Consider the following 15,695-nt stretch of genomic DNA (forward strand, 5'->3'; position numbering starts at 1 on the left):
GTTTCCAAACAGGCAGCAAACGAAACGTCATGGCAGTTGATCAATCCTGTCTGGCGCGGGTGTGAACGCGCAAATTCCGGCAGAGGCAAAATCTGGCAGAGTTGAGGCTGAAATCGTCAAATCCGGCTTAACCCAAGCTGAGTGACGAGCGCGATAGCGCCTTTGCGCCAAAGAGGGAAGATGCGCGGGGGATTAGCGCGTACCGATATTCTTCAGCGATAGCGTCAGCGAATACGAGTTGCCGCGCACGGCGTCACCCGTCGTCACATAATCACGGCGCCAGGTGACTGCGAGGTCGAGGCAGCCATCGGTATAGGCCAGGCCCAGGCGGTGGCGGATCATCTGGAAGCCGCTGGGGCTGCCGTTTATCCGGTCGTCGGCGAGCGTCGTCAGGTTGACGATGCCCGATCCGAACACCGACCAGTAGTGCGCGATCGAGGCGCGCGCCGATACGCGCAGTTCCTTGCTGTCCTGCAGATCCTCATACGTCAAAGGTATGCTGCGATTGAGCGCGATGTAGCCGATTTCGACATAGGTCTTGTGGCTGCCGATCGTGGCGTCGAATTCGTTGCGGCGCAGCTGGAACGTGTCCTTGTCGAGCTGGAACCGCTCGGTCAGTTGAACCACATCCTTGAACCGCACTTCGGCGCGGCCGATCACATCGGAGAATTTCGCGGCAAGGCCGGTCCCCGGGGGCACCAGGTCGCTTTCGTCGGTAAAGCGATACGATTGCCCGATCGTGGCCGAAACGCGCCAGTCGGGACGATTGAGCCGCCAGTCGATGCCGTAAGTCACGCGCACGCCGTCTTCGACCCGGTCGTAACCCGGGTAGCGGTTGAGCGCGAAGACGTTGTCGTCTTCAAGCTCGACCGCGCGCGAATCCTCGTTGGGGATCGCCAGGTTGCGCACATGGGGCGTCGCCACGACCTGCACTTCGGGGGTCAGCACTTGCGTGCCGCCGAAGGCTTCGCCGGAAAACGGCCATTTGATGTCGGCAGCCAGCGTGGCGACGCCGCGACCCTGCCACCCGGGCAGGCCCCGGTCGGCCGGGTTTACGGTCAGCGCGTTGTCCGTGCTGTGATACAGATCGCCGCGAACCAGCGCAGTCAGGCTGAGCACCTGGCCGCCGGCCGTGATCTGGTGCAGGTCCCACTGCGCACGCGCGATCGCGCGCTGCGTATCCTGGCCGTCGCTGCGGCTGAGCGCGAGCGTGTTCACTTCGATTTCGACTTTGCCGGGGATGCCGGGCACGGCAAAACGCTGGCGATAATCCAGCACCGGCAGCGCCAGCGGCTGCTGGCTTTGCACATCGTTGACCCCGATCGCCTGGACCGCCCAGCCGGTGAAGCTGAAATAGCTGTCCTGCGTGATATGTTCGAGATTGATGTTCGAGCGCAGACGTGTGTCGGACGACAGGTCATAACGGAACAGGAACGTGCGGTCGGACACGTACCGGCCATACCCGCTGATCGACCAGTCGTTGCCTAGCTGGAACTTGCCATTGCCCTCAAGATAACCGCGCGGGGTAAAATCGCCGGTCGCGCCGGGGACTTCGGTGCCGCCGACGCTGGTGGTGGCATCGGTCTGGCGACTGTATGTCAGATAGCCGAGCGCCTGAAACGCGCCGGTGTCGGTCAACTGGCGGAAATGCGCCGAAAGCATCGGCAGCGATTTGGAAAACAGCGTGCCCGTTACCGACAGGTCGCGGTTATCGGCCATGCGCCAGTAGAACGTGTTCGAAATCTGCGCGCCGTTCGACGAGGTCGAGCTGAACGTCGGGATCAGGAAACCGGTTTCAGCGCGAAAATCCGACGGGTGGCTCAGCCCCGGCAGCGGCAGCAGCGGGATGCCAAACACGCGCAACTTTGCGCCGTAATAGCGCACCATTTTCTTGACCGGGTCATACGCGACGCGCACCGCGGTCAGTTCCCAGCTCGGGCGTTTGGGGCAACCTTCGTCGTTGACGACTTCGCAACCGCTGTAGGCGGCGGTGTGCAGGATGACGCGGCCGGCCTCGTCGCGCTCGCTCGACCGCGCAGCCATCCGGCCGCCTTCGCGCAGGACGAGCAGCAGGTCCTGCGTGGCGCCGGCCTTGAACTGGTCGGTCAGGTCCATGTGGTCGGTGTAGAGCACATCGCCGTCTTCATCGACGAAACGGATGTTGCCGGTGCCCACAATCTTGCCGGTCTTGCGCGTGTAGACCACGGTATCGGCGCGCAGCGACTGGCCATCGCGGCGCATCACGACATTGCCGGTGGCGGTAACGATATCGCTGTCGTTGTCGTAGGCCACTTTGTCGGCGGCAAAGCGGACGAGGTCGGATGCGGCCGGTTTGGCCGAATCAGGCACTGTCACGGCGGGCGCATCGGCGGTGCCGATGGCGGGCGCAACCGGGGTTTGCGCCCACGCGGCCGCAGGCACCAGGCTGGCGATTCCCATCAGGGCAAGGCTGACAGCGGAACGGAGCGCGATCCTGCCGCGCAATAGCGGGGGGTGCATGGGAATGGCGTGCAGCGGGGGCCGCGTCAGGGGTCGCATCCGCTTGCCTATCGCACCGGTGCGGCTTAACTGCAAACCCACAATTTACTGCCGTGAGCGCATGTCCGGTGCTTCGCCGTGCGCATGCGCCTCTGATATCACACTGTTGCTGTTCCGGTTTGCCGTTTCGTTCAGGAGTTCTTCGATGACTGTCAATTTCGCTTCGCCCGGCCACGCCCTTCCGCGCCTGATCGCCCGCCTGGTCGGTGAAGGCAATCTGCCCGGCGACCTGTCGGAAACCGTGCGCGAAGCCGCTGCCGCCAGCCGGTTCACGGGCAAGGGCGGGCAAGTGTTCGAAGCCTTTGCGCCGGGCGATGGCGGCCTGATGCGGCTGGCGTTTGCCGGCTTTGGCAAGGCGACGGGGCAGGAGCGCGATGCGGCGCTGGAACGCGCCGGCGGCGCGCTCGTGGCGAAATACCTGACTTCGGGCGAGACGACGCTCGGCATCGACTTTGGCGGCAGCGGGCTGAGCGCCGGCGAAGCGGTGTCGGTGCTGCTGGGCGCGCGGCTGCGCAGCTGGCGCTATGACATCTACCGCACGAAGCTGACCGACGAGCAGAAACCGTCGCTGACGCAGATCGTCGCGATCGGCGCGGCAGAAGGCGCAGAGGCGCTGTGGCAGACCGAAGCGGCGCTGGCCGAAGGGATCGAGTTCACGCGCGAACTGGTGACCGAACCGGCCAATGTGATCTATCCCGAGAGCTTTGTGGCGCGGTGCCTTGCCCGGTTCGAGGGCACCGGCATCGAGATCGTCGTGCTGGACAAGGCCGCGCTCGAAGCCCTGGGCATGGGCGCACTGCTGGGCGTGGCGCAAGGTTCGGTGCGCGAGGCACGCGTGCTCGCGCTGCGCTGGAAAGGTCGCGCGGGCAGCCGGCCGACCGCGTTTGTCGGCAAGGGCGTGACCTTCGACACCGGTGGCATTTCGATCAAGCCGGCCGCCGGGATGGAAGACATGAAGTGGGACATGGGCGGCGCCGGCGCGGTTGCGGGCGCCATGCTGACACTGGCGCTGCGCAAGGCAGCGGCTGATGTCATCGGCGTCGTGGGCCTGGTGGAAAACATGCCCGATGGCAATGCACAGCGGCCGGGCGATGTCGTGACCAGCCTGTCGGGGCAGACGATCGAAGTGATCAATACCGATGCCGAAGGGCGGCTGGTGCTGTGCGACGTGCTGACCTGGGTGCAGAACACGTATGCGCCTGCCACGATCGTCGACCTGGCCACGCTGACCGGCGCGATCATGGTATCGCTGGGCACCGAATACGCCGGGATGTTTGCCAATGACGATCTGCTGGCCAGCCAGCTCGACAATGCGGGCAAGGCGAGCGGCGACAAGCTGTGGCGGATGCCGCTGGGCGCGGCATATGACAAGCTGATCGACAGCCCGATCGCCGACATGAAGAATATCGGCGGGCGGTTTGGCGGATCGATCACTGCGGCGCAGTTCCTGAAGCGCTATATCAACGAGGGTGTCGCCTGGGCGCATCTCGATATCGCGGGCATGGTCTGGGCAGACAAGCCGGGCGCGACGTTCGACAAGGGCGCGACCGGGTTCGGCGTGCGGGTGCTCGATCGTTACGTGCGCGACGTGCTTGAGGGCTGATCATGCCGAAGATGCGGTCAAAGGCGGATCTGCCCACCAAAGTGTGTGCCGCCTGTGGCCGGCCATTCGCCTGGCGCAAGAAGTGGGAACGCGACTGGGACAACGTGCGCTTCTGTTCGGATCGGTGTCGCGGCGCGGGGGCAAAGGGGTAGGATGCGGGTCGATTTCTATCAATTGACCCGCGACCCTGCCGAACTGGTGCTGCCCGCGCTGGCGCGCGCGACATTGGCGGCGGGCGAGCGGATGCTGGTCGTGTCGGACGATGCGGGCCAGTTGGGGCGGATCAGTTCGGCGCTGTGGACGCGGGTGGCAGACAGTTTTCTGGCGCACGGTATGGGCGGCGGCGCGCACGATGCGCGGCAACCGATCCTGCTGGGCGCAGACATGCAGCCGAGCAATGGCGCGCGCTATTGCGCGATTGCCGACGGGCAGTGGCGCGAGGCCGACGGGATGACGCGCGTGTTCCTGCTGTTTCCGCCCGAGCGGATCGACGATGCGCGCCAGACCTGGCGGTTGCTGGGGACGCGCGAAGGGGTGGATCGGCGGTATTGGCGGCAGAATGGCGGCAAATGGGTCGAAGGGCCCTAGCCGGGCCCCATCGACACCTTGCGATTGGCGGTGTTCCCGGCTAGGGGCCCGCGCACAGGGTCTGGCGGAATGCCGGCTCCGCGCGCTTTCCCAATGCTAAGGATTTTATCATGGCGGTTACCCGCACGTTCTCGATCATCAAGCCCGACGCCACGCGCCGCAACCTGACCGGCGCGGTCGCTGCCAAGCTGGAAGAAGCCGGCCTGCGCATCATCGCCTCAAAGCGCCTGCATCTCAGCCGCGAACAGGCCGAAGGGTTCTATGCCGTGCATTCCGAGCGGCCGTTCTTCAACGACCTGGTCGAATTCATGATCTCGGGCCCCGTGGTGGTCCAGGTCCTGGAAGGCGAAGACGCCGTCAAGCGCAACCGCGACGTGATGGGTGCGACCAACCCGGCGAACGCCGAGCCCGGCACGATCCGCAAGGAATTCGCCGAATCGATCGAAGCCAACACCGTGCATGGCTCGGATTCGGAAGAGAATGCCGCGATCGAAATCGCGTATTTCTTCAAGCCGGAAGAAATCGTCGGCTGATTGGCACCAGCCACGGCCGATATGAAAAGGGGGCTTTACGGCCCCCTTTTTTCGTATGCCTGACGGCAATCTTGACAAAAAGAAGCCCACCAGCCTCGCGGCGGTGGGCTCTCTTCAGACTGTCAACCAAGATCAGGCATATGTGACTTGCACATTGCGGCGACGGCGCGAACGCACAGTCATGCCGATCATGCCAAAGCCTACCAGCATCATCGCCCATGTTGCGGGCTCAGGCACCGCAGCGGTGGCGGATGTGAAATCGACGTTGAGCCCTGCAGCACCGCCGCCATTGTTGTTCGTGACGAACGACAAGGTGTTTTCGCCGGAAACAAACAATGGACCGGCGTACGAGAAGTCTGTCCACGAATTGTACGTCCCGGCGCTGATGGGGATGAATTTCCCATTCAACAGGAGTTCGTTGACACCGTCATCGGCCGCAAACATGCCAGCGAAGCTCGCGGTCGAAGCATCCAACCCGGTGAGCGAAAAGGTCGTGCTATACGTGAAAGTCTGGCCGACATTATCGGAGACTGTTGTTCCGGCATCGGGCGTCGAGCCGATCCAGCGTGAGGCTGAGGTGTCGGAAACCCAGTCTCCGGCCGGATAACCCTTACCAGTGAAGTTGACGTAAGCGGTCCCACCTTCAAGGGTCCAGTGAGCGTCGGCAAAGCCAGTGCCCGAAACCGCGGCTCCGTTGTCGTCGACGCCTGTGCTGTACAGCGTACTGATGTCTGCCGCGTTTGCAGCAGGCACATTCGCAATCGCAAGTGCAGCCAGGGTCCCCAGGACAAACGGCTTGGCAATGAATTTCATCATCATCTGTCTCTTCGTCAAAATAGAAAAATCTCTGATTTCACCCAAAGAGCATGTTCCGTGCCACTCGCAGTTTTGCGCCACATCAAGCCAAGGTTTCCACATGGTGTAAGCACTGGCGACACAATGGTTGGCTGGCCTAACCCAGCCGATACCGGCTGGGCGCGACACCGACGCGCCGTTTGAACATCGTCGTGAACGCGGCCGCGCTGTCATAGCCCAGATCGAATGCGATCGTGGTCACGGCTTCGCCGCGCGCCAGGCGGGGCAGGGCGATCAGGATGCAGGCCTGTTGGCGCCACGCGCCAAAGCTCAGCCCGGTTTCCTGCTTGAACATCCGCGTAAACGCCTTGCGGCCAAGGCCCAGGTCTGCGCTCCAGCGGTCGATTGTGTCGTGGGGTGTGGGCGTTTCGAGAAAGGCCTGGCATTTGTGCGCGACGGCGGGGGTCGTCGGGAACGGTACGGCCAGCGGCACGGTCGGGGCGCGAGCGATTTCTTCGAGCAGCAGCGCGATCATTTTGCCGTCGCGGCCCTGCACGTCGTATTCGGCGGGAATTGCGCTCGTTTCATCGAGCAGGCTGCGCAGCAGCGGCGACACCTGGATGACTTTGTTCGCGGGGCCCAGCGATCCGTGCACGCCTGGCTCGATGAGCACACTGCGGGTGCTGACGGCGCCGACCATGCGCACCGAATGCCGGCAGCCGCCGGGTGTCCATACCGCGCGTTCGGGCGGGGCGACCCAGGCGCCATGCGGCGTGCTGACGACAACGACGCCGCGTTTCGCATAGAGCAGCTGGCCGCGCCGGTGCTGGTGCCAGTCGAGCTCGAACGCGGGGGGATAATCGTTGCCGACACCGATCACCGGGCGGTCGACCGTGTCCCACATGTCGGCAGGATTTTGTGCCACGGCCAATGTCCCGATCGCAAAAGATATTGTCCCATACAGGAATGCGGGACGCTTGGGCAGGGCCTATGCACACAGCGATCAGCACCGGGAACCCCATCATGACTGCCACGACCGCGCCCACTCGACCGAACGCCGCCGAAACGACGGTGTTCAGCGTGATCGTGGCGATCAGCGTCTGCCACTTGCTCAACGATATGATGCAATCGCTGCTGCCGGCGATCTATCCCGAGCTCAAAGTGCATCTGGGGCTGACGTTCGGCCAGATCGGGTTGATCACGTTCGTATATCAGATCACCGCGTCGATCCTGCAGCCGGTCGTCGGGTTTTATGCCGACAAGCGCCCGACGCCGATGGCATTGCCCGGCGGCACGCTGTTTTCGCTGGCCGGCCTGCTCGTGCTGTCGGTGGCGCATACGTACATCATGCTGCTGGTCGGAGCGGCGCTGCTGGGCCTGGGGTCGTCGGTGTTTCATCCCGAATCGTCGCGCGTGGCGCGGATGGCGGCAGGCGCGCGGCACGGGCTGGCGCAATCGCTGTTCCAGGTCGGCGGCAATGCCGGGTCTGCGCTCGGGCCATTGGCGGCCGCGCTGGTCGTCGTGCGTTGGGGGCAAAGCAGCCTGGCGTTTTTTGCGATGCTGGCGCTGTTGTCGTGCGCGATCCTGTGGAATGTTGGGCAGTGGTACCGGCATCACGGGCTGGCACGGCTGACGCGCGGGGCGAGCGGCGCGCAGCCGGCAGCCTCGATGCCGCGCGGGCGGGCGATGTGGGGCATTGCCGTGTTGCTGGCGATGATCTTTTCCAAATATGTCTATCTGGGCAGCCTGACGAGTTACTTCACGTTCTATCTGATCCATCGATTCGGCGTGTCGGTCGAGGTGGCGCAGTTCTACCTGTTTGCGTTTCTGGCTTCGGTGCCGGTTGGCGCGATGCTCGGCGGACCGCTGGGGGATCGGTTCGGGCGCAAATATGTGATCTGGTTTTCGATCCTGGGCGCGCTGCCGTTCACGCTGTTGCTGCCGCACGCCAGCTTGTTCTGGACCGGGCCATTGAGCGTGATCATCGGGCTGATCCTGGCATCGGCGTTTCCGGCGATCGTGGTGTTTGCGCAGGAACTGGTGCCGGGCAAGGTCGGGATGATTTCGGGGCTGTTCTTCGGGTTTTCGTTCGGCGTGGGCGGGATCGGTACGGCGGTGCTGGGCGCGGTGGCGGATCGGTCGGGGATCGAGGCGGTGTTCTGGATCTGCTCGTTTCTGCCGGCGATCGGGCTGCTGGCGGTGTTTCTGCCTTCGACACGGCGGGCGTAGGCTATCTTGGGCCCCTCCTTTAAAAAGGGGGGGGCGCGTTGAGGCATCGCGACGTCCGGCGTCTGCGATTACGTCACGCCCTACGCATGATCACCCGCCCAGCAGCGCGGCCAGGCGGCGCGGGGCGATCGCCAGCCAGCTGCGTTGCAGCCGGTCGGCAATGTCGTCCCAATCGGGTTCGTCCTGGTCCAGGCGGATGGCGATCCAGTCGTTGCCGAAATAGGCCGGGCGATAATAGCGATCCGGATCGCGATCGATCAGGGCTTCCTGTTCGTCCAGGCCGCTGATCTTGACGAGCAGCGATGTGCGCGCGTCGCCGTGGTGGTTGACCGAGACGTAGGCGAACTTCTTGCCTTTGGTTATCCCGAAGCAGGTCATGCCGTGGCTGAGCGTTTCCTCGCTCGACGGCAGCGCGAGCGCAAGATCGCGCACTTTGCCGGTCAGCCATGCCGGGTCGGTCGGTGCGCTGACGAGGTCGGCCAGGCACCGTGCATAGAGCTGATGTTCGGCAAGCAGCACGCGCGCCGACAGCGTGGCGGCGGTGTCGCCGGGCAGGATCGCGACCGCGATCTGGCCCAGCACCGGGCCGTCGTCGAGTTCGGGCGTGACCAGGTGCACGCTGCATCCGCCGTGGGTTTCGCCTGCGGCGATCGCGCGGGCATGGGTTTCCAGGCCCTTGTATTTGGGCAGCAGGCTGGGGTGCATATTGACCATGCGCCCGTTCCAGCGTTCGACGAAGCCGGGCGACAGGATCCGCATGTATCCCGCAAGCGCGATCGTGCGCGCGCCGCTGGCCACGATTGCGGCCTCCATCGCGGCGTCGTGGTCGGCGCGCGCCATGCCCTTGTGCGGCAGCACGAACGTAGCCACGCCTTCGGCCGCGGCGAGCACGAGCCCGGCGGCCGCGGGGTTGTTCGAGGCGACGAGCGCGATTTCAAACGGGCAATCGGCGCGGCGGCTGGCGTAGAGCAGCGCGGCCATGTTGGTACCGCTGCCCGAGATCATCACGGCAACCGGGATGCGCGTGTCAGGCCCAGGCACTTCAGGCAAGGTGCACGGCGTCCCAGGCTTCGCGCGCGCTCCATGTCTCGATGCTGCCCGACACGGTGCAGCCGCGCTCGCCGGTGACCACTTCGCCGATCGTGAAGACCTGCTCGCCTGCTGCGGTCAGGTCTTGCGCCAGCGTTTCGGCTTCGCCGGGCGCGACGACGAGAACCATGCCGAGGCCGCAGTTGAAGGTGCGCGCCATTTCCGCAGGCTCGATCCGGCCCTGCGCCTGGAGGAAGGCCATCAGCCGCGATTGCTCCCAGGCGTCGGCGTCGATGCGGGCGTGCAGGTGTTTGGGCAGCACGCGCGGCACGTTTTCGAGCAAACCGCCGCCGGTGATGTGCGCCAGTGCGTGGATCCGGCCCGAGCGGATGAACGGCAGCAGCGATTTCACGTAGATTCGCGTCGGCTCGATCAGGTGGTCGATCAGCAGCTTATCCATGTCGAACAGCGCGGGGCGATCGAGTTTCCACTGCTTGTCGGCAGCAAGGCGCCGGACCAGCGAATAGCCGTTGGAATGGACGCCCGACGACGCCAGCCCGAGCAGCACATCGCCCGCCGCGACACGGTCGCCGGTCAGTTGTTCGCCGCGCTCGACCGCACCCACGCAAAAGCCGGCGAGGTCATAGTCGCCGGCTGCATACATGCCGGGCATTTCGGCGGTTTCGCCACCGATCAGCGCGCATCCGGCGATCTTGCAGCCTTCGGCAATGCCCGCGATCACGCGTTCGGCGATGCCGTTGTCGAGCTTGCCCGTGGCGAAATAGTCGAGGAAGAACAGCGGCTCCGCGCCCTGGACGATCAGGTCGTTGACGCACATGGCGACCAGGTCGATGCCGATCTGGTCATGGCGATCATGGTCGATTGCCAGTTTGACCTTGGTGCCGACGCCGTCGTTGCCCGCGACCAGCAGCGGATCCTTGTATCCGGCGGCGCGCAAGTCGAAAAACCCGCCGAAACCTCCGAGTTCTGCATCGGCGCCGGGACGCGCGGTGGCGCGCGCGATCGGGCCGATCGCCCTGACGAGCGCATTGCCGGCGGCGATGTTTACGCCGGCTTTCGCGTAGCTATACGGGGCGGAGTTGTCGGTTTCGGATGCCATGGCGCATGCCCCTATCGCTTTCCTGCTTGGATTTCCACTTGCCTTTGGGCAAAAGCGCCCCCGGCGTTCTAAATGCCTTGTCCCTTATCCAGTTTCGCGGCGTCGTGTTGCCGTATCGGAGTTCGCTTGGCCGTCTTGAGCTTTCTGTCGAAGACGACGCGTCCCGCCCGGCTCGGGTTTGCGGGCGCGGGCCTGTTGCTGCTGGGCATCGGGGGCGCGATCGTGTGGGCGCAGATCGAGGGTGATCGCGGCATCGCGCCCGTGGCCAGCACCGGCGATTTCGAAGTCAACGGCATCGACGTCAACACCACCGGCAAGGATGCCGACGAGGCGCGGATGACCGGATGGCGCACCGCAACTCGGCTGGCGTGGCAAAAGCTGGGGGCGCAGCGTGGGCCTGGCGGGGTGGCACCGGCGCTCGATGACGGGACGTTGCTGGGCATGGTGTCGGCGGTGACGATCGAACACGAAGAGATCGGGCCGCATCGCTATATCGCAAAGCTGGGCGTGGTGTTCGACCGCGCCCGGGCGGCGGGGTATCTGGGGCTGCAAGGCGGGGGTGCGCAATCGGCGCCGCTGCTGGTGATCCCGTTGCTGTACCAGGGGGGCGTGGCCAGCGTGTTCGAAACGCGCACGCCGTGGCAGAAAGCCTGGGCCGATTTCCATACCGGCGAAAGCGTGATCGACTATGTGCGGCCCAATGGCGGCGGCGCCGACGGGTTGCTGATCGATGCAGGGCAGGTCAGCCGGCGCAGCCGCAACTGGTGGCGGTCGGTGCTCGACCAGTATGGCGCCGAAGACGTGGTGATCCCGATCGCGCGGTTGAGCCGCGAGTATCCGGGCGGCCCGGTCAAGGGTACGTTTACGGCGCGGCACGGACCCGACAATGTGTATCTCGGCTCGTTCGAGTTGACGGCCGACAGCGAGGACAAGCTGCCGGCCATGCTGAGCGAAGCGGTCAGAAAATGCGATGCGCTGTTCGCGCAGGCATTGGCCGAAGGTCAGCTGAAGCCCGACCCGTCGTTGAACAGCGGGCCACAGATCGATCCCAAGCTGATCGCCGGGATTGTCGACAAGATGCCGCCGCCCCGGGGCGCGGCGCGCGCGGCCGCGCCGGGTGTGGCCGTTACCAGTGGTTCGGGCCCGGCAACGCCGACAATGCAGGTGCAAGTGCAATTCGTCAGCCCCGATGCGGGCGCGGTGGATGCGGCGCAGGCCGCCTTGCGCGCGATACCGGGGGTTTCGGCCGTGACGACCAGTTCGCTGGCGCTGGGCGGGGTGTCGGTGGTGCGGGTTTCGTATGGCGGCGACCTGGAAGCGCTGGCCGCGGCCTTGCGCGCGCAAGGGTGGAAAGTGACGCAAGGCTCCGGCGTTCTGATGATGCGGCGCTGATTGCGCGCGTGTCACGCCCAGATACCGTGTCGCAGATTGCGCTGCCTTTGACGCTGCCCGGCGGCGGCGAGTCGATTGTCGGCGGCGACAGTTTGCAACCCGTGTTTGCAGCTTTGCAGGCGAGCGCAGGCTGGCCCTATCGTACCGCTGTGCTGAGCGGGCCGGCGCGATCGGGCAAAAGTCTGATGGCGCGCTGGTTTGCCGACAGCGGCGCCGGGGTTGCGGTCGATGATGCGGACCGGACGGATGAGGTGGGGCTGTTTCACCGCTGGAACCGGGCACAGTCCGAGGGGCAGGCGCTGTTGCTGACCGCGCGGCAGCCGGTGGGTGCGGGTTGGACGGTTGCGCTGCCCGACCTGGCGTCGCGGCTGGGGGCGGCGTTGCAACTGGTGATTGCGCCGCCTGATGATGCGCTGTTGCGGGCGTTGCTCGGCGAGCAGGCGCGGCGCCGGGGGCTGATGCTGGGCGAGGCGGTGCTCGACTGGCTGGTGCCGCGGATCGAGCGCAGCCATGCCGCAACGGAAGATATGGCAAGCACGCTCGACCGGCTGTCGCTGGAGCGCAAGGTGCCGGTAACGCTGGCGCTGGCGCGTGAGGTGCTGGGCGGACGTGTCGATGGGCCCGGCCCTTGGCAACCGCGGCTCTTATGACCATATCGCTTGCATCGCGCCGTGGAAGATGGGGCTTGGTCATGGTCCAATGGGTGAATTTGCAGGTGCTGTCCTGAGCGGGGCCGAGGGTCCGGGCGCAGTGGTGGTGCCGTTTCCGCGCAATGCGCCGGTGCAGGTCGTGTTCGACCGCGCCGAACTTATGCGTATTCTCGATCTGTACGGGCGGATGGTCGCGGCCGGATTGTGGCGCGACTATGCGATCGGGTTCGGGCGTGAGGCGGCGCATTTCAGCGCGTACAAACGCAGCGCCGAGCGGCCGAGCGCGCGAATCGAGAAGCGGCCCGAATTGCGCCAGCGGCAGGGGATGTGGGCGCTGTATGGCGAGGCGGGGCAGGTGTTGAAGCGCGGGCATGACCTGGCTGGCGTGCTGGCTTCGCTGGAGCGCAAGTTGCTGAAAATCGTTGCGGATTAGTCTTCTTCCCCCCTCCGCTTCAGGGGAGGGGCCGGGGGTGGGGGCTCTCGGCTGCATTCGACCTTTGCATGAGCGTTGGCGAGTGGGGATGGCCCCCACCCCAACCCCTCCCCTGAAGGGGAGGGGCTTGGCTTGCGTTTTTATGGCTCTGGCGGTCGCTGGATGCGGGTCGGCGAGGGTTCCGGAACGCCATCGGCAGGGACAGCCCGTGCTGCGCGCTGTTTACCGCGACGAGACGCATCGGTTGCTGGTGGTGTTGCCCGACGCGGCGCATCGCATACCGCCCGGCGATTGTACCGCGCCCTTGCTGATCGACGAGGTCAGCGGCGCGGTGCGGCAGGTTACGCCAGGCGAAACCGCGCAATGGATGCGGCAAATGGAACTGTCGGGCGCGGTAAAGGGGACGTGTCCGTAAAGGGCCCTATTTCGCCGCTGCCGCCATGGCCGACAGGATCGCGTGGCTTTGTTCGGTGCCCGACGCGGGAACGATATCGCTGCTGCGGTCGTTGATCCGGTCCCAGTTGGCGGCAAAGCCTTCGACCGTGCATTCGGCAGGGGGCAATATGACCGGCGCGTTCATCGTGACGACGGACGTGTGGAAGGCGCCGGCCCCGGCACCGACGATCGCGTTGCTCGGGGCGTCTTCGGATACCAGATACAGCGCGGCGGGAACGACGTTTTCAGGGGCGAACAGCTTGAACGCATCTTCGGGAAAGATGTCGGCGGTCATGCGCGTGGCCGCAACCGGCGCCAGCGTGTTGACGCGGACATTGTATTTTGCGCCTTCGAGATACAGCGTCTTGGTCAGGCCCGCGAGCGCGAGCTTGGCAGCGCCGTAATTGGCCTGGCCGAAATTGCCATACAGGCCGCTTGACGATGCGGTCATCAGGATGCGGCCATAGGTCTGTTCGCGCATCAGGTCCCACACTGCCTTGGTCGCGTTGGCCGAGCCGATCAGGTGGACTTTGACGACCAGTTCGAAATCGGCCGGGTCCATCTTGGTAAAGGTCTTGTCGCGCAGGATGCCGGCGTTGTTGATCAGGATATGGACGCCGCCCCAGGTTTCTTTCGCGCGGGCGACCAGCGCCTGCATCTGGTCGTATTCGGTGACCGAATGGCCATCTGCCATAGCCTCGCCGCCGGCTTGCCTGATTTCTTCGACGACGTGTTGTGCTGCGTCCGAGGTGCCGGCGCCGTCGCGCGATCCGCCCAGGTCGTTGACGACGACTTTGGCGCCCCGCTTGGCGAGTTCGAGCGCGTAGGCGCGGCCCAGGCCGCCGCCGGCGCCGGTTACGATCGCGACGCGTCCTGCAAAAGAAATGCTCATATCGCCAGCCTCCTGTGCGTGCCTAACCGCGCGCTTAATTGGCGCGCGGATGCCATGGCTGGCGGGGGTTTGCAATATTGGATTGGAAAGGTTCGACTGGTGCGGGCTTACCCGATGCGGTGGACCCAGCCATGGGTGTCGGGGGCCTGGCCGCGCTGGATGGCGACGAGGCGCTGGCGCAGGCGCTGGGTCAGCTGGCCGGGGCCGCCGCTGCCGATCAGGAATTCGCCATTGGCGTCGGCCACCTTGCCGACCGGGGTGACGACGGCCGCGGTACCGCAGGCAAAGGTTTCGACGAGTTCGCCGCTGGCGGCCTCGGTGCGCCACTGGTCGAGCGCATACGGTTCCTCACGCACGATCAGGCCTTCTTCGCGCGCAAGTGTCATCAGGCTGTCGCGGGTGATGCCGGGCAGGATCGTGCCGCCCAGCGGCGGCGTAACCAGCGATCCGTCGGATTTGACGAAGAACAGGTTCATCCCGCCCAGTTCCTCGACCCAGCGGTGTTCGGCGGCATCGAGGAACAGCACCTGGTCATGGCCGCGGGCAAAGGCTTCGGCAGTGGGGACCAGGCTGCTGGCATAATTGCCGCCGCATTTGGCAGCGCCGGTGCCGCCAGGCGCGGCGCGGGTGTATTCGCTGACCCACAGCGACACCGCGGGCGCGCCCGATTTGAAATAGTTGCCGGCGGGGCTGGCAATGACGAGGAATTTGTAGGTGCGGGCGGGGCGCACGCCCAGGAACGCTTCGGATGCGAACATGAATGGGCGCAGATACAGCGATCCGCCCTCGACCGTGGGGAACCAGTCGGCATCGGCCAGGACCTGCTGGCGCACGGCCTCGACGAACAGGTCGGGGTGGATTTCGGGCATGGCGAGGCGGCGCGCCGAGGCATTGAAGCGCGCGGCATTTGCCTCTGGCCGGAACAGCGCGATACCACCATCGTTCAGGCGGTAGGCCTTGAGGCCTTCGAAGATTTCCTGTGCATAATGCAGCACGGCTGCCGCCGGATCGAGCGCGATCGGGCCGTAGGGGACGACGCGCGGATTGTGCCAGCCCCCGGCACCACCGACAGCGTTTGCGTCGAAATCGATTTCAACCATGTGATCGGAGAAAGCCGTGCCAAAGCCGGGATTGTTCAGGATGATGGCGCGATCATCGGGCTTGCGCGGTGCGGGGTGTGCGATGCGCGCGAATTCGAGCTGGCTGGCGGAGGTCGCCATGGCAAATCCTTCTCACAAAATCATGTCTGGGGCGCGAATCGGCGCACCCATTGCGCGTCTTTGTACTATTATTGCGCAAAATTCAATCAGTTTGAAACAAATGTGAAGGGCCGCTTCCCATTGGGAAACGGCCCTTCGCATGGTCAGCGGCCGGAAGTGCCGCCCACAAAGCCTCTATCGCGTCATTTCGACAATCAGCGATAATGCCTCGTGCTGCTGAATTCCGACCTCTGTGCTG

General features: G+C 65.0%; 16 protein-coding genes. 9 read left to right on the forward strand and 7 right to left on the reverse strand.

Going from position 1 to position 15,695, the window contains the following annotated elements; genetic code table 11:
• Positions 1 to 192: 192 nt before the first annotated feature.
• Positions 193 to 2,439, reverse strand: coding sequence for an LPS-assembly protein LptD (locus tag ACOOE2_RS05170; RefSeq protein ID WP_420381950.1), 2,247 nt, complete (start codon positions 2,437 to 2,439; stop codon positions 193 to 195).
• 244 nt (positions 2,440 to 2,683) lie between these two features.
• Here ACOOE2_RS05170 and ACOOE2_RS05175 point away from each other — a divergent pair, with 244 nt between their 5' ends.
• The 4 genes from ACOOE2_RS05175 to ndk all read left to right on the forward strand — a co-directional run bounded on the left by ACOOE2_RS05175 (position 2,684) and on the right by ndk (position 5,262).
• The gene (locus ACOOE2_RS05175) at positions 2,684 to 4,141 is read left to right on the forward strand and encodes a leucyl aminopeptidase (RefSeq protein WP_420381951.1); all 1,458 of its coding nucleotides are present in this window, start codon (positions 2,684 to 2,686) and stop codon (positions 4,139 to 4,141) included.
• Between the two features lie 2 nt (positions 4,142 to 4,143).
• Positions 4,144 to 4,293, forward strand: coding sequence for a DUF2256 domain-containing protein (locus ACOOE2_RS05180; protein ID WP_420381952.1), 150 nt, complete (start codon positions 4,144 to 4,146; stop codon positions 4,291 to 4,293).
• A 1-nt stretch (position 4,294) separates the two neighbouring features.
• Positions 4,295 to 4,729, forward strand: a complete 435-nt coding sequence (locus ACOOE2_RS05185) for a DNA polymerase III subunit chi (RefSeq protein ID WP_420381953.1) — start codon at positions 4,295 to 4,297, stop codon at positions 4,727 to 4,729.
• Positions 4,730 to 4,839: 110 nt separating this feature from the next.
• A complete protein-coding gene (gene ndk, locus ACOOE2_RS05190; protein ID WP_420381954.1) occupies positions 4,840 to 5,262 on the forward strand; it encodes a nucleoside-diphosphate kinase in 423 nt (140 codons plus the stop codon).
• 132 nt (positions 5,263 to 5,394) lie between these two features.
• On the opposite strand, the gene ACOOE2_RS05195 is transcribed toward ndk, so the two are convergent.
• Positions 5,395 to 6,081 (reverse strand): PEPxxWA-CTERM sorting domain-containing protein, encoded by a 687-nt coding sequence (locus ACOOE2_RS05195; RefSeq protein ID WP_420381955.1) that lies wholly within the window; start codon positions 6,079 to 6,081, stop codon positions 5,395 to 5,397.
• 133 nt (positions 6,082 to 6,214) lie between these two features.
• On the reverse strand, positions 6,215 to 6,982 hold the full coding sequence (locus ACOOE2_RS05200) for an AraC family transcriptional regulator (RefSeq protein ID WP_420381956.1): 768 nt from the start codon (positions 6,980 to 6,982) through the stop codon (positions 6,215 to 6,217).
• A 98-nt stretch (positions 6,983 to 7,080) separates the two neighbouring features.
• Here ACOOE2_RS05200 and ACOOE2_RS05205 point away from each other — a divergent pair, with 98 nt between their 5' ends.
• The gene (locus ACOOE2_RS05205; protein WP_420381957.1) at positions 7,081 to 8,286 is read left to right on the forward strand and encodes an MFS transporter; all 1,206 of its coding nucleotides are present in this window, start codon (positions 7,081 to 7,083) and stop codon (positions 8,284 to 8,286) included.
• A 90-nt stretch (positions 8,287 to 8,376) separates the two neighbouring features.
• On the opposite strand, the gene purN is transcribed toward ACOOE2_RS05205, so the two are convergent.
• Together purN and purM are read right to left on the reverse strand one after the other, a co-directional pair.
• Complete coding sequence (gene purN / locus ACOOE2_RS05210) at positions 8,377 to 9,291, reverse strand: phosphoribosylglycinamide formyltransferase (protein ID WP_420384564.1); 915 nt, start codon at positions 9,289 to 9,291, stop codon at positions 8,377 to 8,379.
• 37 nt (positions 9,292 to 9,328) lie between these two features.
• Positions 9,329 to 10,435, reverse strand: a complete 1,107-nt coding sequence (gene purM, locus ACOOE2_RS05215; RefSeq protein WP_420381958.1) for a phosphoribosylformylglycinamidine cyclo-ligase — start codon at positions 10,433 to 10,435, stop codon at positions 9,329 to 9,331.
• 126 nt (positions 10,436 to 10,561) lie between these two features.
• On the opposite strand from purM, the gene ACOOE2_RS05220 reads away from it, so the two are divergent.
• The 4 genes from ACOOE2_RS05220 (at position 10,562) to ACOOE2_RS05235 (ending at position 13,325) form a co-directional block, all read left to right on the forward strand.
• Entirely contained in the window at positions 10,562 to 11,827 is a 1,266-nt protein-coding gene (locus tag ACOOE2_RS05220; protein WP_420381959.1) for a heavy-metal-associated domain-containing protein, read from the forward strand.
• A gap of 8 nt (positions 11,828 to 11,835) precedes the next feature.
• Positions 11,836 to 12,477, forward strand: a complete 642-nt coding sequence (locus ACOOE2_RS05225) for an HdaA/DnaA family protein (protein WP_420381960.1) — start codon at positions 11,836 to 11,838, stop codon at positions 12,475 to 12,477.
• Between the two features lie 49 nt (positions 12,478 to 12,526).
• Positions 12,527 to 12,910, forward strand: a complete 384-nt coding sequence (locus tag ACOOE2_RS05230; protein ID WP_420381961.1) for a DUF2794 domain-containing protein — start codon at positions 12,527 to 12,529, stop codon at positions 12,908 to 12,910.
• 208 nt (positions 12,911 to 13,118) lie between these two features.
• Positions 13,119 to 13,325, forward strand: a complete 207-nt coding sequence (locus ACOOE2_RS05235; RefSeq protein ID WP_420381962.1) for a hypothetical protein — start codon at positions 13,119 to 13,121, stop codon at positions 13,323 to 13,325.
• A 6-nt stretch (positions 13,326 to 13,331) separates the two neighbouring features.
• On the opposite strand, the gene ACOOE2_RS05240 is transcribed toward ACOOE2_RS05235, so the two are convergent.
• Together ACOOE2_RS05240 and ACOOE2_RS05245 are read right to left on the reverse strand one after the other, a co-directional pair.
• On the reverse strand, positions 13,332 to 14,237 hold the full coding sequence (locus ACOOE2_RS05240) for an SDR family NAD(P)-dependent oxidoreductase (protein ID WP_420381963.1): 906 nt from the start codon (positions 14,235 to 14,237) through the stop codon (positions 13,332 to 13,334).
• Positions 14,238 to 14,344: 107 nt separating this feature from the next.
• Positions 14,345 to 15,457, reverse strand: a complete 1,113-nt coding sequence (locus tag ACOOE2_RS05245) for a branched-chain amino acid aminotransferase (RefSeq protein WP_420381964.1) — start codon at positions 15,455 to 15,457, stop codon at positions 14,345 to 14,347.
• Positions 15,458 to 15,695: the final 238 nt, after the last annotated feature.

This window comes from Novosphingobium sp., from assembly GCF_965214355.1.
Classification (GTDB): domain Bacteria; phylum Pseudomonadota; class Alphaproteobacteria; order Sphingomonadales; family Sphingomonadaceae; genus Novosphingobium.

Coding starts and splice junctions, on each gene's coding strand:
- ACOOE2_RS05170 (WP_420381950.1), bottom strand. CDS start 2,439: ATGGGAATCGCCAGCCTGGTGCCTGCGGCCGCGTGGGCGCAAACCCCG.
- ACOOE2_RS05175 (WP_420381951.1), top strand. CDS start 2,684: ATGACTGTCAATTTCGCTTCGCCCGGCCACGCCCTTCCGCGCCTGATC.
- ACOOE2_RS05180 (WP_420381952.1), top strand. CDS start 4,144: ATGCCGAAGATGCGGTCAAAGGCGGATCTGCCCACCAAAGTGTGTGCC.
- ACOOE2_RS05185 (WP_420381953.1), top strand. CDS start 4,295: ATGCGGGTCGATTTCTATCAATTGACCCGCGACCCTGCCGAACTGGTG.
- ndk (WP_420381954.1), top strand. CDS start 4,840: ATGGCGGTTACCCGCACGTTCTCGATCATCAAGCCCGACGCCACGCGC.
- ACOOE2_RS05195 (WP_420381955.1), bottom strand. CDS start 6,081: ATGATGATGAAATTCATTGCCAAGCCGTTTGTCCTGGGGACCCTGGCT.
- ACOOE2_RS05205 (WP_420381957.1), top strand. CDS start 7,081: ATGACTGCCACGACCGCGCCCACTCGACCGAACGCCGCCGAAACGACG.
- purN (WP_420384564.1), bottom strand. CDS start 9,291: ATGATCTCGGGCAGCGGTACCAACATGGCCGCGCTGCTCTACGCCAGC.
- purM (WP_420381958.1), bottom strand. CDS start 10,435: ATGGCATCCGAAACCGACAACTCCGCCCCGTATAGCTACGCGAAAGCC.
- ACOOE2_RS05230 (WP_420381961.1), top strand. CDS start 12,527: ATGGGTGAATTTGCAGGTGCTGTCCTGAGCGGGGCCGAGGGTCCGGGC.
- ACOOE2_RS05240 (WP_420381963.1), bottom strand. CDS start 14,237: ATGAGCATTTCTTTTGCAGGACGCGTCGCGATCGTAACCGGCGCCGGC.
- ACOOE2_RS05245 (WP_420381964.1), bottom strand. CDS start 15,457: ATGGCGACCTCCGCCAGCCAGCTCGAATTCGCGCGCATCGCACACCCC.